The sequence below is a fragment of the Acinetobacter sp. 102 genome, assembly GCF_037028485.1.
Taxonomy (GTDB): domain Bacteria; phylum Pseudomonadota; class Gammaproteobacteria; order Pseudomonadales; family Moraxellaceae; genus Acinetobacter; species Acinetobacter higginsii.
Genome location: NZ_JAZEZK010000004.1, coordinates 175,037 through 197,258, shown reverse-complemented (window position 1 = coordinate 197,258; position 22,222 = coordinate 175,037). Strand labels below are relative to the sequence as shown.

Here is a 22,222-nt window from a genome sequence, read left to right as displayed (position 1 = left end):
TCGCTAATCATAGCTCTAACACACACAAAGGGCAATTTATTCTGTTGGAAGTTTCAACAGTTCAGTCTGCCTAATCAATCCGATTTCGACAGTTCTAAGTTCATAACATGAGCCTTGCTCTGTTTTTTTCAAGTAATTTTGGCCCAATCCCTTTGATATTCATTAACTCATCAACTTGTTTAAAGCCACCATTTTTTTGCCGATACTCCATAATCGCTTGCGCCTTTTTCTCGCCAACACCATTTAACAGCTGTAATTGCTGCAAACTTGCTTGGTTCAAGCTGATTTTTCGCGCTGCAGATTTATAGATGATGGAATTTGCTTTGAAGTGTGCTGCTGTGTTGGTCGAGATAAATAATAATTATTGTCTGACTGCTTCGCCAATTGCTGATCACGCGCTTGCTGCTGTGCTTTCCATTGCTGATAAGATTGGTCAAACTGCTGTGCGTGGAGGTGTGAAGCACCTCCCAAGCAAAGAATAAAACCTATAAAAAAATTAAGTTTGCTGCGGAGATGCGGCAACTTCATTGTCTTTCTCCTGAGATTTTAATTGTTGTTTAGCTTGCTCCCAGAGTTCGTCCATTTCAGCCAAACTCATTGCTTGCAAGTCTTTCTGTTGTTGTTGAGCTTGTTGTTCAATAAAAGCAAAACGGCTTCTAAATTTATGGATTGTTGCCAGTAGTGCGGTCTCACTCGACACCCCCAACTTTCGCCCCACATTGATTAAAGAAAATAAACAATCACCGAACTCTTCTTGAATATGATCAACATCTTGGCTTGTTATCGCCTGTTGTAACTCTTCTAACTCTTCATCTAATTTGGCATAGGCATCATCCACACTTTCAAAATCAAAGCCTAACTGAGCGGCTTTGCTCTGAATTTCATGTGACTGAACCAAGGCTGGCGCATGTTTAATCTCATCTAACCTTGACTGTATTTTACCTTGTTTTTCTTGCTGTTTGATTTGTTTCCACAACTCACCGACCTGCTCGGAATCCAAATTTTGATATTTTTCAGCCTGAAATACATGCGGATGGCGACGAATTAATTTTTCACTAATGGCTTCCACCACATCTTGAAAGTTAAATAATCCTTTTTCATCAAACATTTGAGATTGAAACACCACTTGCAATAATAAATCACCGAGTTCATTGCGGATTTCATCCACTTCACCAGAGCGAATTGCAGCCTCAACTTCATATGCCTCCTCAATGGCATATCGTGTCAAACTTTCTGGGGTTTGTTGTTGATCCCACGGGCATTTTTGTCTTAACTCTTGCATGATTGCCAATAATTTTTCCATGATGATCTCCAAACCCAAATAAGCAAATTGTTGCAGCACTAAGCTGCATATGCGTAATATACACGCACGCAAAAATTATCAATATAAAGCAAGGGAAAGTCATGCCATATAGTGTTTTTATTAGTGGGGCCGCACAAGGAATTGGTGCTGAAATCGCACGTTTATTTCACAAAAAAGGTTTCAAAGTTGGCATCTATGATATCAACGAAGAACAAGCTCAAGTCTTAGCTGAACAACTTGGAGAGAATGCCAAGGCAGGTTATCTCGATGTCAGTAATCATCGTCAATGGCAGATCGCACTACAAGAATTTAAAAGCTGGGCCGGTGAACTGAATATCTTGATCAATAATGCAGGAATTCTCTATTCAGGTGCGTTTGAAAACACCTCCATTCAATCACATCACCGCACCATTGATATTAACGTTAAAGGCGTTTTGAATGGTTGTCATGCAGCCTTGCCCCATCTGCAACAAGCCCACTATGCTCGTGTGATTAACCTTTCTTCAGCATCCGCGATTTATGGTCAAGCTGATTTAGCATCTTACTCTGCCAGCAAATTTGCAGTTCGCGGTTTAACGGAAGCCTTGGATGTCGAATGGCAAAAGTATAATATTCGCGTCTTAGACGTTATGCCGCTATTTGTACAAACCAATATGGTGAAAGACATGGATGCGGGCAGTATTCAAAATATTGGTGTGGATTTAACCCCTGCTGATGTGGCGAAACAGGTATTGCATTTAGCACAACAAAAAGACCATGCCCTAATCCCAACCCACACACCTGTTGGGATAAAAACCAAATTGATGTATCAGCTCTCCAGTATTAGCCCACAGTTTTTAAACCGACTCACCAATATCTTTTTAGCGAAACGTTAGATATAAAAAAGCTGCATCGAAATGCAGCTTTTTTATTTTATTGTCTAGCTTCCTTGAACCAAACGTCTGGCACTGATAATCCCTGGTTGCTGCTCTAAACGAGCCAACAAACGTGACAGTTGTGCCAAACCTTTCACTTCAATCAACAACTTCATATTGGCGATACCATCCGCCTCAGAAATGGTATTAACCTGACGAATATTGATTTGGTCTGAGAAAATCACTTGTGTCAGATCTTTCAGTAAACCACGGCGATCATAAGCTTCCACCACGATCTGAACGCTCTGACCACGGGTCGGCTGCATTTCCCAATCGGCTTCAACAGCACGTTCAGGTTCTTGGGTGGTCATACGTAAGTAGTCTGGACACGCAATCTTGTGAATACTGACCCCACGATTCAAGGTGATATAGCCGCCAATCGACTCGCCATGTACCGGCTGACAACATTGTGCAATATGCAATTCAACATTATCCAAACCATCAATTAGAATCCCATGTGCCGATAATGTATGACTAGCACGTGGGTTTAATGCAGGTTTTAACACCAGTTCTGGCTCGTCTTGATCCAAGTGCATCTGGCGATTCACTTGATTCATCAAGGCATGCAAACTGATATCACCACTAACCAATGCCACCAGAATATCATCACCAGATTTCAGGTTGAAATGTGATGAATAATCTTTGAGATCAATACTTTTCGGGTGAATCGCTAAACGGGCCAACTCTTTATTGAGTAACTCACGCCCAACTTCAACATTCTTACTGCGATCTTGTTGTCTAAACCAATGACGTAGCTTGTCACGTGCACGTGCGGTTTTGATATAACCCAGCGAGTTCACCAACCAATCACGGTTCGGTTCACGATCTTTCTTGGTTAAAATCTCAACCTGCTCACCGGTCTTTAAGGTGTAGGTTAAAGGCACATAACGCTGGTTCACACGGGCGGCATAGCACTTATTGCCGACTTCGGTATGCACATGGTACGCAAAGTCTAGAACAGTTGAACCACGTGGTAACTCTTTGATGTCACCATCACGGCTAAACACATAGATCTTTTCAAAATTCTCAAAATCTTGAATTTGATCAATGCCATTCGACTCGTCATCTTCACCATGTGGGGTGGTTTCAGTACGCTCTTGATAATGCTCAAGCACAGCACGTAATGAATGCAAACGATCATTAAAGGAATGATCGGTATTCTTGGCACCTTCTTTATAGTTAAAGTGCGAGCACACCCCAAGCTCTGCTTCGTTATGCATCTCAAAGGTACGGATTTGTACTTCTAAAGACTTATTCTCAGCAATCACCGCGGTATGCAATGAGCGATAACCATTGGCTTTCGGATTGGTGACATAGTCATCAAACTGGTTGGGAATATGACGCCATATCTGATGTACGATACCCAAAGCGTGATAACAATCTGGGACACTTTTCACCAATACACGCACTGCACGGATATCATAAAGCTGATCGAAGCTCAGATTTTTGCTTTTCATTTTTCGATAAATCGAATAAATGTGCTTCACACGCCCTGTGATTTCGGCCTGAATATCATAAGCCGCCAATTCAGTTTTGAGTTTATCAATCACGAACTGAATATATTGCTCACGCTCCAAACGCTTTTCATTCAATAAAGATGCAATTTCTTTATAACGTTCTGGGGCTAAATAACGAAAGGCAAGATCTTCCAATTCCCACTTGAGCTGGGCAATCCCTAAACGGTGTGCCAATGGAGAATAAATGGTGAGAATTTCGCGTGCCACACGCTCTTGACGCTCTTTGCTTGCTGTCGCCAGCTCACGTAAAGCATAGGTCCGCTCTGCCAGTTTGATCAGGACAACACGAACATCTTCCGTCACTGAAATCAGCATTTTATAAATGCCATTTAAATGTTCGCGCTGGTTATTATTAAAATGATCTTCTAGACGTTTATTCTTTTCAATCAACTCAGACAGTTTACCCATTGCAAGTGTGCCTTGGACCAAAGCCAAAACTTGCTCGCCAAACTGTTGTTGAATATCCTCTAAGGTAATCAACCCTTCACGTACACTACGATACAACACCGCCGCTGAAAGCGTGTCTTCATCGACATGTAAATGGGCCAGAATATCCGCCATGCCAATACCAGTACTAAAGGTATTGATCCGATGATTTCCCGTTGCTTGTAACTCTTTTGCTAAGGTCAGCTCCGCAACCTGTTGAAGTTGCTTCAGCTCTGCCCCATCCAAAATACCACGCACTCGATCTAGCCAAGAGACTAGACTACTTTGCGCTTCAGCGGCATGTTCTACAGTCGCTTCCTCAGACAGCTCTTGGAGCCGTCCAGGTAACTGCTCACGTACTGTGACCATACCTTTCTCCTCTGGATATGTAACTCATTTTTTAATCGTTTATCTCTTCGATTTTTTCAAGCCGTTCAATTTTTTCAAACAGGGCAATCGATTCAACATGTTCAGTATGCGTAAACATGTCCATGACTGCTGCTTTCTTCAATTGATAGCCATATTGTGCCAGTACACCTGCATCCCTTGCCAGTGTTGATGGGTTACATGAAACATAAACGATTCTTTTCGCTCCAAAATTAGGTACATATTGCATAACTTCAAATGCGCCCGATCGTGGAGGATCAATTAATAATGCATCAAATCCCTGTTTCGCCCAAGAATGATGCGAAAAGTCTTTTGTTAAATCTTGTGAAAAGAACGCCGCCTGAGACAAATGATTTGCTTGCGCATTCTCAGTTGCTCTGTTGACCATCTCATCACTCGCCTCAACGCCGACCACTTGACCTGCCTCACCCACACAACGTGCAATCGGTAGAGAAAAATTACCTAACCCACAGAATAGGTCCAGTACTCTTTCCCCTTTCTGTAATTGAAGCAATTCACATGCCAACTGAATCATTTGTGCATTTACACCACTGTTGACCTGCGTAAAATCTAACGGTGAAAATGCAAATTTGACTGCAAAATCATCCAAACTGTAATGCAAACGCATTTCTGCCTGTGAATCATCTACGCGATGTAAACTATCCGCCCCTTTTGGCTGCAAATACAACTGCCATCCTTTGAGTAACGTAAATTGACGTAATTGGTTGACATCCGACACATTTAATTCATCTAAGTGGCGAATTAATAATGCAACCTCAGAGTCTCCCATCGCCAATTCTATATGACCAATATGCGCTTTGCCTGTAAGACTTTCGAGTAGTTTCTTAAGTTCTGGTAAACATTCAGATAAGGTTTGATCAAGTACCTTACACTGCTGAATTTCAGTTAAATGATTACTATGATGCTCACGAAAACCCATCACCAAACGATTTTGCTTGGCAATATAGCGCACCCCGATTCGGGCACGGCGACGATAATCTGCTTTAACCGAACGAATCGGGTCTAACCATTGTTCAGGCTGTAAGCCTGCAAAATGTTGTAAGTGAGATTTTAAAACATTCTGCTTTAACAAAATCTGTTCATCAGGATGAATGTGCTGCAAGCTGCAGCCGCCACACACCCCAAAATGTGGACACATTGGATCGACTCGACTTTCAGCCGCGTCACTTTCCAATATGATCATGTCCGCCTCTTCTAGACGCGAAGTTTGATTGGTAATTTTTGCCTGCACCGTTTCCCCGACAAGGGCATAACGGATAAAAACTTTCTTGCCGTGTTTTTCTTTAGGATGATCTGGATGTGTCCCATAATGCGCAATACCACGCCCCTCATGAGAAAAAGCTTCAATCTGAAAGGTGTGTGTTGGATATTGAGCTGGACGTTGTTTAGCTTTGTGTTTCAAAAGATGAACCTAATTTTTTGGCGCAAAAGTATCTGCGGTGAATACAGTATATTGCGATGTTTGCTGCCATACCTGTAAAAATTCTGTTTGTTGCGTTTGCGTTTGTAAATAAGCAATCGTTGATTGCAGTAACTGCTGGTGATCTGGTTGATTCAATTGGCCTTTTAACAATAACCAACGAATATAAAGCAACCATGTATTCAATACATCGCCTTCACAATAACTGGTCAATTCTAACCATTGTTTATTACGTACATATTCAGGCACGTGATAGCCAGTTTCACCGCGTTTCCCAGGGAAACCGAGTAAACAAGCCATATCATCCAATTTTTGGAAATTACGGCCATTAAACATTGCCATCACATCCATCAGGTCAACATGACGATGGTGGTAACGGTTCTGATAATTATTAAAGCGCTTTTGATGATCAATTTCACCTTGATCAAACAGGCTCGGTGCAGACAAGCCATGGTACATAGCGCGAAATAGAATCACAGGCAAATCAAATTGCGAACCATTCCAACTAACTAATGTGGGTTGTTTCTTGTCAAAGATCGATAAGAATTTTGCCAACATTTCAGCTTCGCTATGCTGCTCCTGACTAAATGAAAACAGGCGAAAGCCTTTTTCATCGATCCACAACCCTGAAATACAAACGATTTCATGTAATGGTAAGCGTTGAAAATCCATCCCCGACTCTTGACGACGAATTTTGGTCAGTGCCTGTTCAACATCTGCTTCGGGTAAATCAAGATGATAAAGATGTGCACCTGCCTTTAAATCGGTCAGTGTCTCAATATCAAAAACTAAAATCGGAAAACGTAAATTCATCTTAGAATTCCCTTACAGAACTGCATTACAGCTCTCTTCAATAAAGGGGGAGCTGTAATTATAACAGTGTAAGGCCAGATGTTAATCTTCATCTTGTACTGAGAATAATCCCGTTGATAAATAACGATCACCGCGGTCACAGATAATACAGACAATCACCGCATCAGGATATTCTTCAGCAATCTTGATCGAAGCCCAAACTGCACCACCAGAAGATGTTCCTGCACTGATGCCTTCAGTACGTGCCAGCTTACGCATGGTTTTTTCAGCTTCAATCTGTGGAATATCAATGATGCGATCGACACGACTGCGATCAAAGATGGTTGGCAAATATTCTTCCGGCCAACGGCGAATCCCTGCAATGCTTGAACCGTCTGATGGTTGTAAACCCACAATTTGAATATCAGGGTTCTGCTCTTTGAGATATTTAGAGACCCCCATGATGGTTCCCGTTGTCCCCATTGAGCTAACAAAATGGGTAATCTTCCCATCCGTTTGCTTCCAGATTTCTGGACCTGTGGTCAGGTAATGCGCTTCGACGTTATCTGGATTACCAAACTGGTTTAGCACAAAGCCTTTGCCCTCTGCCTGCATTTGCAAAGCAAGATCGCGTGCACCTTCCATGCCTTGCTGCTGCGTGACTTCAATTAGCTCTGCCCCGTAAGCCAACATCGCATCTTTACGCTCTTGGCTCATATTGTTCGGCATGATCAGCTTCATTTTATAGCCGCGCATAGCCGCAACCATCGCCAAAGCAATCCCAGTGTTGCCACTGGTTGCTTCGATCAGGGTATCCCCTGGCTGAATCTGTCCACGTTTTTCCGCTTGAACAATCATGTTATAAGCAGGGCGATCTTTGACTGAACCTGCTGGATTATTACCTTCTAATTTTGCTAATACCGTGGCTTGGGTATGACACGCTAAACGTTGCAAACGTACTAAAGGGGTTTTACCGACATAATCGTCCAGTAAAAATTCATCTGCTAAAAAATCAGTTTGCGTATTCGTCATGATCGACACCGATATCAAGGTGGCGCCTATTGTATGAAAAAAATAGAGATACTGCACCTTTTCACTATGCTTTTTATTGGCAAGCAGATGTCCTTGATTTTCACAAAGCGTGCTAAGATGTTGCGCAGAATGATAAATCTGACCGTACTATGTCAAATTTCAATAAGACCATATCGAAACGCTTACGCCTCAATCATGCTTATGGGCAATTGATTGCACTGATTTTGGTGCCGATTGCCATTTTGACAGGTGTTGGTATTCTTTGGGTTTTATCCGAAACGACCAGCTCCGCAAAATCACAACAACGCTCTGATGCTTCAGCCATTTTGGCACGCTACCATCAAACCGCGAATGATTTATTAAAACTGGTACAAGAACAACCCGATCAATATGATCGTGCTCAAAACATCATGCAGAAAATGTTTGATGAAAAAAACCTACAGCGCGCAGTACTGATTGATAATCGTGGTCAGACTTATTTAAGCGTTGGCTATCAAAACAATCGCTTTTGGCCAAACTTTCCAGAAAACAGCAACTTCTTCGGTCCAATTGCACATAATCACAACAGCATTTATGGCTCGAAACTCGACAGTGGCGACCCTAATTCTGTTTGGCTCATGATTGAATTAGACAACCAACCCCTCGAATTGGCTCGCTATAAAATTCTACTGTCCTTGGTCGTGACTGGGCTGATCACCATACTGATTCTACTGTTCTGTTTAAACGTGTTCTCTCGTCGTTGGCTCGCACCACTGTATGAAATTCGCATGCAAATGCAACGCCTCAACGCCGACACCCTAGATCAGCATATTGTGGTAAACAGTACCGGTGAACTGCGTTTGCTACAGCGTGATATTGCCAATGTAGTGAAACGCCTGCACTTTAGCTTCTTAGAATTAAAAGAACATACCGAACAAACCGAAGAAGACTTACGTCGAACACTCGATACCTTAGAAGTTCAGAACATTACCTATCGTCAGGCACGTGACCAAGCGATTTCATCAAACCAATCCAAGTCGGTGTTTTTGGCCAACATCAGTCATGAACTTAGAACACCATTGAACAGTATTGATGGCTTTATTCACTTATTACTGCGTCAGCAGAATCTGAGTAATGAGCAAAATCTTTATCTGCAAACCATCCGAAAATCATCGGCACATCTATTGGCACTGATCAATGACGTGTTGGATTTCTCTAAAATTGATGCAGGCAAACTCGAACTTGAAACTGCACCGTTTGACCTTGAAGAAGCCATTTTCGATGTGATGGATATGCTCTCGCCTTTGGCGGCACAAAAACATATCAACATGGCCTTCTATTATGCAGAGAACATTCCAAAGCATGTAGTCGGTGACGCCTTACGCTTTAAACAGATCCTGACCAACCTGATCTCCAATGCGATCAAGTTCACGCCTGATGGGGAAATCATTGTCCGTGTGCGTATGGAAGACGATGAGATCGGACAATGCCTACTGCATTTTAGCGTGCAAGACAGCGGTATTGGTCTGAGTGGCACTGATCGTAAAAAGTTATTTGAATCGTTCTCTCAGGGTGATGCTTCAGTTACCCGGCAGTTCGGTGGCACAGGACTTGGTTTAGCCATTTCCAAACAGCTGGTGCATTTGATGCACGGTCAAATTGGCTTTGAAGATAACCAAGAACGTGCGCCGACAGAGAAAGGATCAACCTTCTGGTTCACCGCTTCATTTAAAGTTGAAGAACAAGATGAGTTTGTTGAACACCCTCGTTTCGATCATTTACAAGTGGTGTCTTATCTTGCCCACCCAGCAACGGCCAGCGTACTGCGTTCATACCTCGAAAACTATCATGTTTCACATATTGAAACACAGTCGATTCTGGACCTATTCAGCCGTTTAAACCATCTGAATCAGCAGGAAAATACGTGGCTGATTGTAGATCATAGTGGTGATACCGAAGCCTTACTCAAAGAAATTCGTCAGCGTTATCATGGCAATTTAGCAGTCTATGGTTATCAGATGAGTCTTGAGCCAAACATGCTCAATGAATATCGCGCACGTCCATTGTATCAACCATTAAGTCGTCGTGAGTTGGTCCAGTTACTCGGCAATGAGCCTGTTTTTGAGCAGGAACCAGAAGACTTTAATGGCCAAGGTTTACACATCTTGGCTGTCGATGATCACTTGCCTAATTTGATTGTACTTGAAGCCTTACTCGGTGAGCTCAATGTCACCACCACCAAAGCATTGAGTGGACAAAAGGCCATCGACATTATTCAAGAGCGCATCGAACAAAAATCACCACCGTTTGATTTGGTATTTATGGATATTCAAATGCCTGTGATGTCGGGGATTGATACCACTCGCGCCATTCGCTCATTGGAATCAACACTTGATAATGGCATGCAACTGCCAATTATTGCACTCACAGCACATGCACTGGCCGATGAAAAGCAGAAGCTGCTCAAAGTTGGTATGAATGATTATGTGACCAAGCCGATTCAGATGGAGCAAATCATTCAGATTCTGACGCATTGGACCAAAAATAACTTCAGTGCCCAACCTGCGAACATTGAACCAAAGCGACCAATTGAATCAATTGATCCTCAAATCCTGAATTGGCAACAAAGCGTGCAACTTGCAGCCAACAAAGAAGATCTCGCGCAAGATCTATTAAATATGCTGGTGGATAGTTTCGATACGGAACTGGCAGAAATGCAGCAACTGATTGAGATGGAAGATTTTCCACAACTGGAACATGTCCTACATCGCCTCTATGGCGCGACCCGCTATGTCGGTACGCCAAACTTACAGCAAGTCTCAGGTGAATTTGAACAATTTGTCTCGACCTTACGTAAAGAACGCCGTAAAGCAGATGATGTGTTTATTCGTGAAACCACGCATCGTTTCAATGAACTCAGTACAGCGATTGAACAAGTGAGACAAGCCGCCAACTTAATCCTACATGCCCATGACTCATAAGACTGTACGTTGGGATATTGGATAATCAATGATTAAAATACAGGCAGTCTTTTTTGTGACTGCCCTGTCATGTTTCAACCTAAAGACTCGTGCTATGCTGCCTCATCAAACACAATAAGAGTAAGGCAGATGGCACTTTTACGCGTTGAAAAGAACAATGGAATCGCAACTGTTTCCCTAAACCGACCTGACAAACGTAATGCAATGAGCTTTGCCTTACTCAAAGAGCTGGTGGCAACTGCTAAAAAAATTGAAAAAGATCGTTCAATCCGTTGTGTCATCCTCACAGGCGAAGCGCAGGTTTTTAGTGCAGGCATCGACCTTTCTGATTTAAACAATCCTAAAAATACCGCTTTTGCCGCTTGGGAACTGATCAAACCAGGGCAAAGTCTGTTTCAAAAAGCATTCTTGATTTGGCAGAACCTGCCGATCCCTGTGATTGCAGCAATCGAAGGCTATTGCTTTGGTGCAGGTATGCAGCTCGCACTTGCAGCCGATATTCGTATTGCAACACCGAATACCCAAATGTCGATTATGGAAAGTCGTTGGGGTCTTGTACCCGATATGGGGTTGACACGCTCATTAAAAGGACTGATTGGCGTTGATTTAGCGAAAGAGTTGACCTTAACTGCACGTATCTTTGATGCTGAATACGCCAAACAAATTGGTCTAGTCACCCATTTAGACAATGATCCATTAGTGAAAGCAAATCTCATTGCCGAAGAAATTTTACAACGCTCACCAGATGCCATTATGGCAGCGAAGCGTGTGTTAGATGCAATGGAGCACCAACCTGAAAAAGCATTACGTTTGGAAAAACTTTGGCAGCTCAAACTACTTTTAGGTAAAAACAGTAGTTTGGCACGCAAAAAAGACAAGAACCCAGAAGTTCAATTTCTGCCGCGCCAATACAAATAATCCCGACTGGAGAATATTCACATGCATGCGAATCAAAAAACACCAATCGCTTTCTTGGGGATGGGTTTAATGGGCACACGTATGGCCAGTCGACTCTTACAAGCAGGTTATCCTGTGGCGGTCTGGAACCGTAGCCCACTTGCATGTGAACCTCTACAGCAGCAAGGTGCATTACACTTAAAGCTAAATGACATCGGAAGCTATCCTGTTATTTTAACCTGTTTAGCCGATGATCAAGCGGTGCAAAATGTTTTCACCCAAATTCAACCCTATTTAAAAGCTGAGCAGATCATCGTTGATTTCTCCAGCTTATCGGTCTCTGCGACTCAAAAATTGGCTCAGTCTGCTCAACAACAACAGGTCACATGGATTGACTCTCCTGTATCAGGTGGCACCATGGGAGCTGAACAAGGTACATTGGTTATTTTTGCAGGTGGTGATGCGAAGACGATCGAACAGCTCACCCCAATTTACAATGTACTCTCACAGCGTGTCACCCGTATGGGAACATCGGGTACAGGACAAGCGACTAAAATTTGTAATCAATTAATTGTTGCCGCCAATAGTACCCTGATTGCCGAAGCAGTCGCCCTTGCCGATCAAGCAGGTGTCGACACGGCATTACTTGCACCTGCACTCGCTGGCGGCTTTGCCGACTCAAAACCCTTTCAAATCCTTGCGCCGCGTATGGCAACACAGACCTTTGAGCCAGTACAATGGAAGGTGCAAACCCTATCAAAAGATTTAAACAATGCATTACTTCTGGCACAAAGTTTTAACTTAAAGATACCTGTGGCACAAAAAGCTCTATTACAGTTACAAGCTCACCAAGAAAATGGCTTTGCTGATAAGGATTTAGCGACTATCATCAAAATTACAGAACAATAATTATTGATTCAGGGAGTCTGAAAATGAGCCATCTTGCAGTCAATTTATCCATGATTTTTACTGAAGTCCCTTTAATTGAGCGCTTTGCTTTAGCGCACGCCCATGGTTTTCAGCATGTAGAAATTCAATTTCCCTATGAACTCGACGTGATCGATATTCGAACTCAACTTGAACAACACAATCTTTCCCTCTGCCTGATTAATGTCCCTGCGGGTGACTTGATGCAAGGCGGCAATGGGCTTGCAGGTGTGCCAGGGCGAGAAATTGAATTCCATCAAGCGCTTGAGCTGGCAATTCGTTATGCCACTGCACTGGATGTACCACGTGTGAATATTCTCGCTGGTAAACAACCGCTGGATGCCGATCTACTGCCTTGTCTGAATACGCTTGCAAGTAATTTAAAACTAGCCTGTCACATGCTGACCGAACAAGGCATTGAACCCGTTTTTGAAATGATCAATGGCACTGATATGCCGCGCTTCCTGGTTCAAAATATTGCCCAAGCCCAAGAAATGCTGGAAGCCATCAACCATCCCGCCCTAAAAATGCAATATGACTGTTATCACATGGCGATGATGGGTGAAGATGTATTAGCAGGATTACAAGAAAATATCGATCAGATTGGGCACATCCAATTTGCCGACTGTCCAGACCGGCATGAACCCGATACTGGAAATATCCCCTATAAACAAATCTTTGACTGGTTGCTACAAAGTGACTACCGAGGTCTAATTGCAGCGGAATACAGGCCAAAAACGCAGTCAGATCAATCTTTTGCATGGAAAAAAAAGTATTTTTCCAATGATGTGAATACATAAACTGTTACTGCTAAAATTTGAACTTTTTAGAGAAAAACGGTATATTTGACAATGAGCAATTGTCAGGAAAATATACCCTCTATGAATTTAGAACCATCGCCCAGCGCTTCTAATTCTCACGACCTAAAAATCAAAACAGCGAACAAAGATGTACAAGCGTGCCTAAACGTTGTACATGAAGCTCTCACTGATGTAAAAGCCAAAGATATTCTTGAACTTGACGTAAGTACGATCAGTAATGTTGCCGATGCAATTGTAATTGCAAGCGGTACGTCGACTCGTCACGTCAAAGCCCTTGCAGACAATGTTGCTGATGAAGCACGTAAAGCAGGTTTCCGCCCAATCGGTGTCGAAGGTGAACGCGATGCTGAGTGGATCTTAATCGACCTCGGTTTTGTTGTGGTACATGTGATGTTACCAACCGCGCGTAAGTTCTATGACTTAGAAAGCTTATGGCGTGCACCCGAATCTGTAGCATAAAGCTCCTCAAAAAAAGCGACCGAATCGGTCGCTTTTTTTATATGATATACATCAATCAAAAGAGATCTCTAAACACAAGCAAACATAAGCCGACTCAATGCTTGCCCCCTACTGCTCGTTGTAAAATTTAATAGCAATGCTAGTATTAAACCCTCTGCTTAATCACAACTAAAAATAAGATGAAAGATTCAGCCGCATGGATTGAAACACTCCATAAGATTACAGGATTAGCGCAATCAGGTTTGTACTACAGCAAAGATGTATACGATAAAGAGCGTTATAAGCAACTACTTGATCACGTCCGTACCCTGATTGAATTAAAAGAAATTGATACCTCTCATTTTATCCCAAACGTACTACAAGATATTGGCTATACAACCCCCAAAATCGATGTCCGTGCTGTTGTATTTAAAGACAATAAACTTCTATTAGCCAAAGAAACACAGGACGGCTTATGGTCTATTCCAGGAGGCTGGGCAGACGTTGGATATTCCTCTGCCGAAAATGCGGAAAAAGAAGTTCTTGAAGAAACAGGATTAGAAGTAAAAGCGGTTAAACTCCTCGCGCTCACAGACCGAAGAAAGCACCCTCACCCCGCTATGTTCCTGCATGTCTATAAAGCGTTCTTCTGGTGTGAACTGATTGGCGGTGAACTAAAGCCAAGCATCGAAACCTCTGAGGTGGGTTTCTTTGCTAAGGATGAATTACCACCGATTTCGACAGCTCGTGTTACAGAAACACAAATCCACCAATTTTTTGAGTTACTACAAGAATTACCCGAAAATACTTATTTCGACTAACGTTCAATTCTGAAACCCATCAAAAAACATAATCCCCAAAAACAACATCTTTGCTATCTAAGGACTAGCAAATACCAATCATCTCCCACCTTTAAATTTGACATGACAAATTGTCAAAATTGCAGCACTATACAGATTCTTGCAATCTCACTAAGAAATAGCATAACTGGAGTACAGGAAGTGAAAATACTGATTACAGGTGCCAATACAGGCATTGGTTTTGCCACAGCAGAACAGTTGGTCAAACAAGGGCAACACGTGATTCTGGCGTGCCGAAACCCACAGAAAGCACAACAAGCACAAAACAAATTACGTGCACTCGATCAAGGGCAAGTCGATCTCATCTCCCTCGACCTCAACAGCCTTGAACTGACTCAAAAAGCAGCGGATGAAATCGCAGATCGTTATGGCAATCTGGATGTATTGATCAACAATGCAGGCCTATTTGCCAAAACCAAACAGCTGACTGCTGATGGCTTCGAGCAACAGTTTGGTGTCAATTATCTCGGTCATTTTCTATTGACCCAAAAACTGCTTCCCGTTTTAAAGCAATCTCCTCAAGCACGTATTGTCCATTTAGCCTCAATTGCACATTGGGCAGGCTCAATCAAACCCAACAAATTCCGCGCAGAGGGTTTTTATAATCCGCTATTTTATTATGGACAATCCAAGCTCGCAAATTTACTGTTCAGCAATGCATTAGCAGAACAACTAGCAGATAGCTCAATTACCAATAATGCGTTACACCCAGGGGGCGTCGCTTCGGATATTTATCGAGACTTGCCTAAACCTGTCTATGCGGCGATGAAACTCGGCTTAGTACCAACCTCTGTTCCTGCAAATTTGATTACTCAAATGGCAATTGGCGATGAATGGACCAATCGTAATGGAGCGTATGTCAGTGCGCATATGCCAGATTGGAAATCTTCACATGCCAAAAATCAGCAATTGGCACGTGATCTTTATCAACAATCTATGCAACTGGTCGAAAAGTTTCTTTAAAGAATAAGCCAAATAAAAAGCCACCCGAGGGTGGCTTTTACAATCCTGATTAGGGTCAGATTAGTGACCACCACCATTGATTGCTTTAGAGTTTTAATCATTAATTCTATATTTTTCAATTACAGCCTGTTCTAACTCACGAGTTACACTACCTGTAGTTCTATAAATATCTTCATGCTCCATAAAATGCAAATTCCAATATCCCAACTCTTTATCGTCTTTGTCGTACTCTTTATGGGATTCAGGAGGGGGTAGATCAAAATTAGCAATTCGATAAAAATACAAGTTTCCATTTCTGTCGAAATGATTGGTTCTACCGCCCTTTAGATCATATTCATCTACATCTCTAGCCATCAATACAAATTGATTATTGATTAAAATATAATGATCCACGGTGGAACCAACGCTATTCTTTACTTCTCGACCTGAATACTGCTCAGTATAAGCCACTAAGTTATATTTTTCTCCAGCGTAGAGAGAGGTGGTGATAACTCGATTTAAACGATTAATTATGCTTATTTCTTCATAGATAAAATTATTATCTTTATCTAAGCAGGTAATTTTGGAAGACACCCAAATAGATCGTTCCATACCAACATCTAAATCATTCAATATAATCTTTTTTATTGGATAATCTTCGTGTGCTTCTTGAACTGTGACTTCAATCATGATGCAAAGATATGCATGAGTGCATTATTATCAGTATTTTTAGTCTATAAGATATTTTTATTTTTTCAAGCAATAAAAATCTTACCCCTATTAACCTAAATCAATTTAGAGTAATCGCATCACTTTATTCTTAGATAAATTCAACGTTACGACAACATAATATCTTTATAAAAAAGCCACCCGAGGGTGGCTTTTACAATCTTGATTGAGGTCAGTTTAGTGACCACCACCATTGATTGCTTTGGTCATATCTTCCACAACTTTCTTGGCATCACCGAAGATCATCATGGTTTTTTCATTGTAGAACAAGTCATTGTCTAAGCCAGCATAACCTGTTGCCATAGAACGTTTGATCACCATGATGGTACGTGCTTTATGCGCTTCAAGAATCGGCATACCATAAATCGGTGAGGTCGGATCATCTTTCGCCGCAGGGTTAACCACGTCGTTTGCACCAATCACCAGTACCACATCTGTTGCAGGGAAATCTGAGTTGATCTCATCCATTTCCAAGATGTCTTCATAGGCAACATCTGCTTCAGCGAGTAAGACGTTCATGTGACCAGGCATACGACCAGCAACCGGGTGAATCGCGAAGCGAACTTTTACACCCTGCTCTTTCAAGATTTCACACAATTCTTTCACCGCATTCTGTGCACGACCTTGCGCCATACCATAACCCGGTACAATCACAACGCTGTCTGCATTTGACATCAGGAAGCCTGCGTCATCTGCTGAACCAGAGCGGTGGTTACGTTGAACTTGCTCACCCTTATCTGCTGATGCAACTGCTGCACCACCCATTGCACCACCAAACAAAACGTTGATGATTGAACGGTTCATCGCCTTACACATGATGTAAGAAAGAATCGCACCAGATGAACCTACAAGCGAACCAGCAACGATCAACATATTGTTTTCAAGTGTGAAACCAATACCTGCTGCAGCCCAACCAGAGAATGAGTTCAACAACGATACCACAACTGGCATATCACCACCACCGACTGGTGCAATCCACACCCAGCCAAATGCAAGTGCAAGTGCTGTCATTGCCCAGAATGCAGTCATATTACCCGTAGTGAAGAAGTAGAAACCACATGCAAGCATCGCAATAAAGATGGTTGCTTGAACGGGTTTAACCCATGCACCCGAAATTGTTTTTGCCCACTTCTTCGCAGCCAATTTACCGTAAGCAAATACAGATGCGGTAAATGTGATCGCACCCACGAAGCAGCCAACAAACAATTCAAATAAATGAACTGAACTCATATGTGCATGTTGAACACCAGCAGCCGTTAATGCCGCCTCGTTTTGTTCAAATAATGCAGTAAGTTGGTTGTTGTGCAGAATCGCCGCAATTGCAATCAATACCGCAGCCAAACCGACAAGAGAGTGCATCAACGCAACCGTCTCAGGCATTTGTGTCATTGGCACTGTTTTCGCACGTGCGATACCAACGACAGCACCCAATACCATTGCACCACCGATCATCCAAACAACAGGATGTTCAGCAACAAAGAAGGTCGTTACTACTGCAATCGCCATTGCGATCATACCGTAGCGATTACCTGCAATTGCAGTCTTAGGACCAGACAAGCCACGTAAAGTTAAGATAAAGAGGACAGCACCAATCAGGTAGAACCAATCCGCATAGTCTCGAATGAATTCCATTGCTTAGCCCTCTTTTTTCTTTTGCTTCGGCTTGAACATTTCAAGCATACGAGCAGTTACAGCAAAGCCACCGAAGATGTTGATACTTGCCAAGAACACAGCAATCGCACCAAGGATACTCACCACGTTTACACTTTGGAATGCAACGTTAGCATCTACACCAATCGCAGGCATACCCACTGTTTGGATCATCGCGCCAACCACAATAATGGAAGACAACGCATTAGTTACCGCCATTAATGGTGTATGTAACGCAGGCGTTACCCCCCACACCACGTAATAACCAACGAAGATGGCAAGGACGAAAATTGTAATCGTTTCAACCATGAGAACTCTCCTTAACCGCGCTTGAGCAGTACTTGACCGCCATGAGTCACGAGTAACGCTTTTTGGATTTCATCTTCTTGATTGATCGCAAAGGCTTTGTCTTTGTCGAATAATGTCTCAAGGAAGTTAAAAACGTTACGTGCATACAGTGCCGATGCTTCAGTCGCAACTGTGCCTGGAATATTTGGAATACCCAAAATCTTCACACCATTTTCAGTTGTGACTGTTTCGCCTTCTTTAGAACCTTCCACGTTGCCGCCAGTTTCAACAGCCATATCTAAAATGACAGAACCCGGTTTCATTTTGGCAACGGTTTCAGCTTTAATTAAACGCGGAGCATTACGACCTGGAATCAATGCAGTGGTGATTACGATGTCAGCATTTGATACAGCTTTATCTACAATCGCAGCTTGATCTTTGATGTATTGCTCACCCGGCTGCCAACCATAACCGCTTTTCGCAGCTTCAGCAGCACGTTGTTTTTCCTCATCGGACATTGGCACGTCTAGCCATTTGCCGCCTAGAGATTCAACCTGCTCTTTTGCTGTTGGACGCAAATCTGTTGCTTCCACAACAGCACCTAAACGTTTCGCAGTCGCAATCGCTTGAAGACCTGCAACACCAACACCCATAATCACAACACGTGCAGGTTTTACAGTACCTGCAGCCGTCATTAACATTGGGAACATACGTTGATATTCAGCCGCAGCTAACAATACAGACTTATAACCCGCCAAGTTTGCTTGAGAAGAAAGTACGTCCATGTTTTGTGCGCGTGATAGCGTACGTGGCAGTAATTCCAATGCAAAAGCAGACACTTGCTGAGTTGCAAACTGGTCTAATTCTGGATTGCGGTAAGGGTCAAACATTGCAATTACAGTCGTATTCGCCGCAAGCTTTTGAATTTCGTCACCTTTAGGGGCACGTACCTTCAAAATAATTTGGCTGCCTGTATATGCATCGTCCGTAATGGTTGCGCCAACTTGTTCATAAGCACTGTCAATATACGCTGCTTTAACTCCAGCACCACGTTGAATGACAATACTATGACCTGCGTTAATCAACTTCTTCACTGTTTCTGGTGTTGCCGCTACACGACTTTCACCTGCAACAGTTTCGGTTGGGATTCCGATCTGCATGAGCGTTCCTCAAGCTAGTTTTTCTTAAGTAAACATCGCCAAGAGCAATGTTTCCCCCAGGAGTATTCTTTGTAGAAATTTGGATTCTAATGGAACTTTTTTAAATTTCCACCCAATATTTATTTAATAAATACCTATATTTTGAACTGATGATTCACATTTATATTTAGAGCTTGTATGATCCGCAGGTTTGCCTTTTGATCGAACAACGCAGATCGTCCATCTCTTCTTCACATACAAATCTGACCGCTTACGCACTGAATCGGTTCATTTCTATACTGTGCCCTTCCTGATTTGGACAATCACAGCGGTATCTATTCAACATCTCTACCTCTCATCCTGATCATCAGGAGCGTTTAACCAAATCCATTTTCATCGACATTGGTTATTTCTTTGACGCTCTACCAATGTATTGGTTGAATCGGCATCATAATCATGCAGTTGTGGCGAGGGATTGGCTTGTCTGAACTTTTATTGGTCTTTTCGGCAAGTTTTAACTAACAATTTATAACAAGCCATCAAAGAGTGAGAATGAAAGACGATTTTTGCTTATCAGTAAATCTGAATTAGATGAAATTAGTTGCTCAGAAAAATTTAAAAGAATGGAAAAAACTTAAATAGGCATTTTTTCAAGTGATATTTGTATGGTTTTGTCTAGCAAAAGCTGCTTTATTGCACAATATTGGTGCAAATATTAAACACCCACTCAATCCGTCTCTTCAATTTAATTTTTTAAAAACCAAAATACTGAGAAATCGCTCATTTATTCGGACTTTTGCTGGCTTTAGGCTCAAAATATTCTTGACCTCAAGTTAGATTGAGCTTTGATACTGAGTCATCTCCATCTTCCATATGATGTGTCACGATGAAACCGACATTTAAAATGATCAATCCCAGTGAACTTTATGATCCACGCAGTAATGGCTATAGTCATGTGAGCATTGTTCCACCCAATATGCGTACTATTCATATTGCCGGTCAGGGCGGTGAAAATAAAAATGGTGAGCTCTCTAAAGATTTTGACCAACAGGTACAACAAGTCTTCTATAATATCCAACACGCTTTAACTTCAGCACAAGCACAACTATCAGACATTGCGGTTTTACGGATATTGGTGGTTGATCACAATGCGGAGAAACTTCAAATCTTGGCTAAAACCATACAACACTTATGGCCGCAGCATGCCTTTCCTGTCTGCACCCTTATTCCTGTATCACACTTGGCATTAACAGGGATGCAAATTGAAGTTGAAGCAACCGCTTATACCGCATAAACCAGTAATAGAGAAAATTATGTCTGCCCCTCAAGATATTAGTCAAAATAAAACCTTACTTTGGTTTATGGCTGCAGCATGTGGTTTGTGTGCGGGTGCCAACTATTATAGTCAGCCTTTGATTCACTCGATTCAGCAGTATTTTGCAGTGACTGAAGGACAAGCAGCGCTCACGGTAACCTTTGCTCAAGTCTCTTATGCATTGGGCTTACTGTTTATTGTGCCAATGGGCGATGTGGTCAATAAAACTAAATTCATTCCTTTATTGATGGTGTTATGTGCTGTTGGCCTATTTATTAGTGCTTTCTCCATCAACTTACCTATGCTTTGGCTTGGTACGGTCATGGCTGGACTATTCTCAGTTGCTGCACAGGTATTGATTCCACTTGCAACCATGACCGTAAAACCAGAAAAAACAGGTGAAGTGATTGGCTTCTTGATGAGTGGATTGCTGGTCGGTATTTTACTCTCAACCAGTCTTGCAGGCTTGTTTTCTAATCTGTTTCATTGGAAAGTCATTTATGTGGTCAGTGGCATGCTCATGCTGATCTTGGCCTATGCACTGAAAAGCCGCTTACCTTATGCCATGCGCATGAAAATGAATTATGGGCAAGTCTTTGTTTCCATGGCGCAATTACTCAAGCAAGAGAAACGCTTAGTCTTACGTGCGCTTGCAGGCAGTTTTGCTTTCGCTGCAGTCAGTATTCTATATTCAACCATTGCACTACTGTTGACCTCGGCCCATCATCTGCAAGACCTTTTAATTGGTATGGTGCCTTTGGTCGGGATCTTTGGTGCCCTCTCTACGCAATATATAGGTAAATATGCAGATCAAGGCTATACCAGCCAATTAACTTGGATGGGTTGTGCTTTATTTATCTTGAGCTGGATCTGCTTCTATTTTGGGCAAACCGTGTTACTCAGTTATATCCTCGGCTTTGCATTGATTCAGTTGGCATTGGCCTTAGTCCATACCAGCAATCAGAGTGTGATTTTCCGATTACGTCCTGATGCAAAATCCCGTATCAATGCCATTTATATGACTGCCTACTTTACTGGTGGAGCCTGTGGTTCGGCACTCGGCATTTTTGCATGGAATCACGGCGGCTGGAGCATGACGTGTTTGGCTGGAATCAGTCTGGTCTTTGCCTGTATGTTGTTTAGTTTCTTCGACCATCTTTTGACGAAGAGAAGCAATATGCTCACCTCCTAGATATTCATCCGCATGGTGAAAATTGAAGTGACGGGGATCAGCATTGGTGAATTGATCACAAAACTCGTATAATGCTGCCCTTTCTTTTCTTGTCCACATCCGAGATCCGTTTATGCAATCACTTGAATCATTAAAGCCACGTATTTCCGTCGCGCCGATGATGGATTGGACAACAAAATAAAATAATCCATTAATTTATAGTAACTTAAAATAAAAAAATTAAGTTAAGGTGTAAATTTGGAGTAAACTTTA

General features: G+C 42.3%; 19 protein-coding genes and 2 pseudogenes. 11 read left to right on the top strand and 10 right to left on the bottom strand.

Annotation, left to right across the window (positions count from 1 at the left end; translation table 11 throughout):
- Positions 1-100: 100 nt before the first annotated feature.
- Positions 101-528, bottom strand: a pseudogene (locus tag WA352_RS05795) (ComEA family DNA-binding protein).
- Positions 497-1,303 (bottom strand): nucleoside triphosphate pyrophosphohydrolase, encoded by an 807-nt coding sequence (gene mazG / locus WA352_RS05790; RefSeq protein WP_005312258.1) that lies wholly within the window; start codon positions 1,301-1,303, stop codon positions 497-499. The pseudogene WA352_RS05795 and the gene mazG overlap by 32 nt, the downstream one beginning before the upstream one ends.
- Positions 1,304-1,404: 101 nt before the next feature.
- On the opposite strand from mazG, the gene WA352_RS05785 reads away from it, so the two are divergent.
- A complete protein-coding gene (locus tag WA352_RS05785) occupies positions 1,405-2,178 on the top strand; it encodes an SDR family oxidoreductase (protein WP_005207049.1) in 774 nt (257 codons plus the stop codon).
- A gap of 44 nt (positions 2,179-2,222) precedes the next feature.
- Here WA352_RS05785 and WA352_RS05780 read toward each other — a convergent pair whose 3' ends face one another.
- The 4 genes from WA352_RS05780 to cysM all read right to left on the bottom strand — a co-directional run bounded on the left by WA352_RS05780 (position 2,223) and on the right by cysM (position 7,812).
- Positions 2,223-4,529, bottom strand: coding sequence for a RelA/SpoT family protein (locus WA352_RS05780; protein WP_004804453.1), 2,307 nt, complete (start codon positions 4,527-4,529; stop codon positions 2,223-2,225).
- A 31-nt stretch (positions 4,530-4,560) separates the two neighbouring features.
- On the bottom strand, positions 4,561-5,970 hold the full coding sequence (gene rlmD / locus WA352_RS05775; protein ID WP_005207048.1) for a 23S rRNA (uracil(1939)-C(5))-methyltransferase RlmD: 1,410 nt from the start codon (positions 5,968-5,970) through the stop codon (positions 4,561-4,563).
- A gap of 9 nt (positions 5,971-5,979) precedes the next feature.
- A complete protein-coding gene (locus WA352_RS05770) occupies positions 5,980-6,801 on the bottom strand; it encodes a 3'-5' exonuclease (protein WP_005207046.1) in 822 nt (273 codons plus the stop codon).
- 81 nt (positions 6,802-6,882) lie between these two features.
- On the bottom strand, positions 6,883-7,812 hold the full coding sequence (gene cysM, locus WA352_RS05765; protein ID WP_005207044.1) for a cysteine synthase CysM: 930 nt from the start codon (positions 7,810-7,812) through the stop codon (positions 6,883-6,885).
- A gap of 149 nt (positions 7,813-7,961) precedes the next feature.
- Here cysM and WA352_RS05760 point away from each other — a divergent pair, with 149 nt between their 5' ends.
- The 7 genes from WA352_RS05760 to WA352_RS05730 all read left to right on the top strand — a co-directional run bounded on the left by WA352_RS05760 (position 7,962) and on the right by WA352_RS05730 (position 15,678).
- Positions 7,962-10,772, top strand: a complete 2,811-nt coding sequence (locus tag WA352_RS05760; RefSeq protein ID WP_033133838.1) for a GacS-like sensor histidine kinase — start codon at positions 7,962-7,964, stop codon at positions 10,770-10,772.
- A 129-nt stretch (positions 10,773-10,901) separates the two neighbouring features.
- Positions 10,902-11,690 carry a crotonase/enoyl-CoA hydratase family protein gene (locus WA352_RS05755; RefSeq protein ID WP_033133837.1) on the top strand — a complete coding sequence of 263 codons (789 nt, stop codon included), beginning with the start codon at positions 10,902-10,904 and terminating at the stop codon, positions 11,688-11,690.
- 21 nt (positions 11,691-11,711) lie between these two features.
- On the top strand, positions 11,712-12,578 hold the full coding sequence (locus tag WA352_RS05750; RefSeq protein WP_033133836.1) for an NAD(P)-dependent oxidoreductase: 867 nt from the start codon (positions 11,712-11,714) through the stop codon (positions 12,576-12,578).
- A 23-nt stretch (positions 12,579-12,601) separates the two neighbouring features.
- Positions 12,602-13,396 carry a hydroxypyruvate isomerase family protein gene (locus WA352_RS05745; RefSeq protein WP_033133835.1) on the top strand — a complete coding sequence of 265 codons (795 nt, stop codon included), beginning with the start codon at positions 12,602-12,604 and terminating at the stop codon, positions 13,394-13,396.
- Between the two features lie 81 nt (positions 13,397-13,477).
- Positions 13,478-13,876: a ribosome silencing factor gene (gene rsfS, locus WA352_RS05740; protein WP_004655709.1), complete on the top strand. Its 399-nt coding sequence runs from the start codon at positions 13,478-13,480 to the stop codon at positions 13,874-13,876.
- A 179-nt stretch (positions 13,877-14,055) separates the two neighbouring features.
- A complete protein-coding gene (locus WA352_RS05735) occupies positions 14,056-14,676 on the top strand; it encodes an NUDIX hydrolase (RefSeq protein WP_033133834.1) in 621 nt (206 codons plus the stop codon).
- 180 nt (positions 14,677-14,856) lie between these two features.
- Positions 14,857-15,678, top strand: coding sequence for an SDR family NAD(P)-dependent oxidoreductase (locus tag WA352_RS05730; RefSeq protein WP_033133833.1), 822 nt, complete (start codon positions 14,857-14,859; stop codon positions 15,676-15,678).
- Positions 15,679-15,771: 93 nt separating this feature from the next.
- Here the strand turns inward: WA352_RS05730 and WA352_RS05725 are convergent, their stop codons facing one another.
- The 4 genes from WA352_RS05725 to WA352_RS05710 all read right to left on the bottom strand — a co-directional run bounded on the left by WA352_RS05725 (position 15,772) and on the right by WA352_RS05710 (position 19,484).
- A complete protein-coding gene (locus WA352_RS05725; RefSeq protein ID WP_016542050.1) occupies positions 15,772-16,347 on the bottom strand; it encodes a hypothetical protein in 576 nt (191 codons plus the stop codon).
- Positions 16,348-16,563: 216 nt separating this feature from the next.
- Positions 16,564-18,018 (bottom strand): NAD(P)(+) transhydrogenase (Re/Si-specific) subunit beta, encoded by a 1,455-nt coding sequence (locus tag WA352_RS05720; protein WP_004655715.1) that lies wholly within the window; start codon positions 18,016-18,018, stop codon positions 16,564-16,566.
- A 3-nt stretch (positions 18,019-18,021) separates the two neighbouring features.
- Positions 18,022-18,345, bottom strand: coding sequence for a proton-translocating transhydrogenase family protein (locus tag WA352_RS05715; protein ID WP_004655717.1), 324 nt, complete (start codon positions 18,343-18,345; stop codon positions 18,022-18,024).
- Between the two features lie 11 nt (positions 18,346-18,356).
- Complete coding sequence (locus tag WA352_RS05710) at positions 18,357-19,484, bottom strand: Re/Si-specific NAD(P)(+) transhydrogenase subunit alpha (RefSeq protein ID WP_004655720.1); 1,128 nt, start codon at positions 19,482-19,484, stop codon at positions 18,357-18,359.
- An 865-nt stretch (positions 19,485-20,349) separates the two neighbouring features.
- Here WA352_RS05710 and WA352_RS05705 point away from each other — a divergent pair.
- From WA352_RS05705 to WA352_RS21840, 3 genes and pseudogenes are all read left to right on the top strand, one after another.
- Positions 20,350-20,757 carry a RidA family protein gene (locus WA352_RS05705; protein ID WP_033133832.1) on the top strand — a complete coding sequence of 136 codons (408 nt, stop codon included), beginning with the start codon at positions 20,350-20,352 and terminating at the stop codon, positions 20,755-20,757.
- A gap of 19 nt (positions 20,758-20,776) precedes the next feature.
- Entirely contained in the window at positions 20,777-21,970 is a 1,194-nt protein-coding gene (locus tag WA352_RS05700) for an MFS transporter (protein ID WP_033133831.1), read from the top strand.
- A 112-nt stretch (positions 21,971-22,082) separates the two neighbouring features.
- A pseudogene (locus WA352_RS21840) lies at positions 22,083-22,148 on the top strand (hypothetical protein); the annotation flags it as partial.
- Between the last annotated feature and the right edge of the window lie 74 nt (positions 22,149-22,222).

Excerpts from the sequence above, each read along its gene's own strand:
- mazG (WP_005312258.1), bottom strand. The coding sequence starts at position 1,303 with ATGGAAAAATTATTGGCAATCATGCAAGAGTTAAGACAAAAATGCCCG.
- WA352_RS05785 (WP_005207049.1), top strand. The coding sequence starts at position 1,405 with ATGCCATATAGTGTTTTTATTAGTGGGGCCGCACAAGGAATTGGTGCT.
- WA352_RS05780 (WP_004804453.1), bottom strand. The coding sequence starts at position 4,529 with ATGGTCACAGTACGTGAGCAGTTACCTGGACGGCTCCAAGAGCTGTCT.
- WA352_RS05770 (WP_005207046.1), bottom strand. The coding sequence starts at position 6,801 with ATGAATTTACGTTTTCCGATTTTAGTTTTTGATATTGAGACACTGACC.
- cysM (WP_005207044.1), bottom strand. The coding sequence starts at position 7,812 with ATGACGAATACGCAAACTGATTTTTTAGCAGATGAATTTTTACTGGAC.
- WA352_RS05760 (WP_033133838.1), top strand. The coding sequence starts at position 7,962 with ATGTCAAATTTCAATAAGACCATATCGAAACGCTTACGCCTCAATCAT.
- WA352_RS05755 (WP_033133837.1), top strand. The coding sequence starts at position 10,902 with ATGGCACTTTTACGCGTTGAAAAGAACAATGGAATCGCAACTGTTTCC.
- WA352_RS05750 (WP_033133836.1), top strand. The coding sequence starts at position 11,712 with ATGCATGCGAATCAAAAAACACCAATCGCTTTCTTGGGGATGGGTTTA.
- WA352_RS05745 (WP_033133835.1), top strand. The coding sequence starts at position 12,602 with ATGAGCCATCTTGCAGTCAATTTATCCATGATTTTTACTGAAGTCCCT.
- rsfS (WP_004655709.1), top strand. The coding sequence starts at position 13,478 with ATGAATTTAGAACCATCGCCCAGCGCTTCTAATTCTCACGACCTAAAA.
- WA352_RS05735 (WP_033133834.1), top strand. The coding sequence starts at position 14,056 with ATGAAAGATTCAGCCGCATGGATTGAAACACTCCATAAGATTACAGGA.
- WA352_RS05725 (WP_016542050.1), bottom strand. The coding sequence starts at position 16,347 with ATGATTGAAGTCACAGTTCAAGAAGCACACGAAGATTATCCAATAAAA.
- WA352_RS05720 (WP_004655715.1), bottom strand. The coding sequence starts at position 18,018 with ATGGAATTCATTCGAGACTATGCGGATTGGTTCTACCTGATTGGTGCT.
- WA352_RS05715 (WP_004655717.1), bottom strand. The coding sequence starts at position 18,345 with ATGGTTGAAACGATTACAATTTTCGTCCTTGCCATCTTCGTTGGTTAT.
- WA352_RS05710 (WP_004655720.1), bottom strand. The coding sequence starts at position 19,484 with ATGCAGATCGGAATCCCAACCGAAACTGTTGCAGGTGAAAGTCGTGTA.
- WA352_RS05705 (WP_033133832.1), top strand. The coding sequence starts at position 20,350 with ATGAAACCGACATTTAAAATGATCAATCCCAGTGAACTTTATGATCCA.
- WA352_RS05700 (WP_033133831.1), top strand. The coding sequence starts at position 20,777 with ATGTCTGCCCCTCAAGATATTAGTCAAAATAAAACCTTACTTTGGTTT.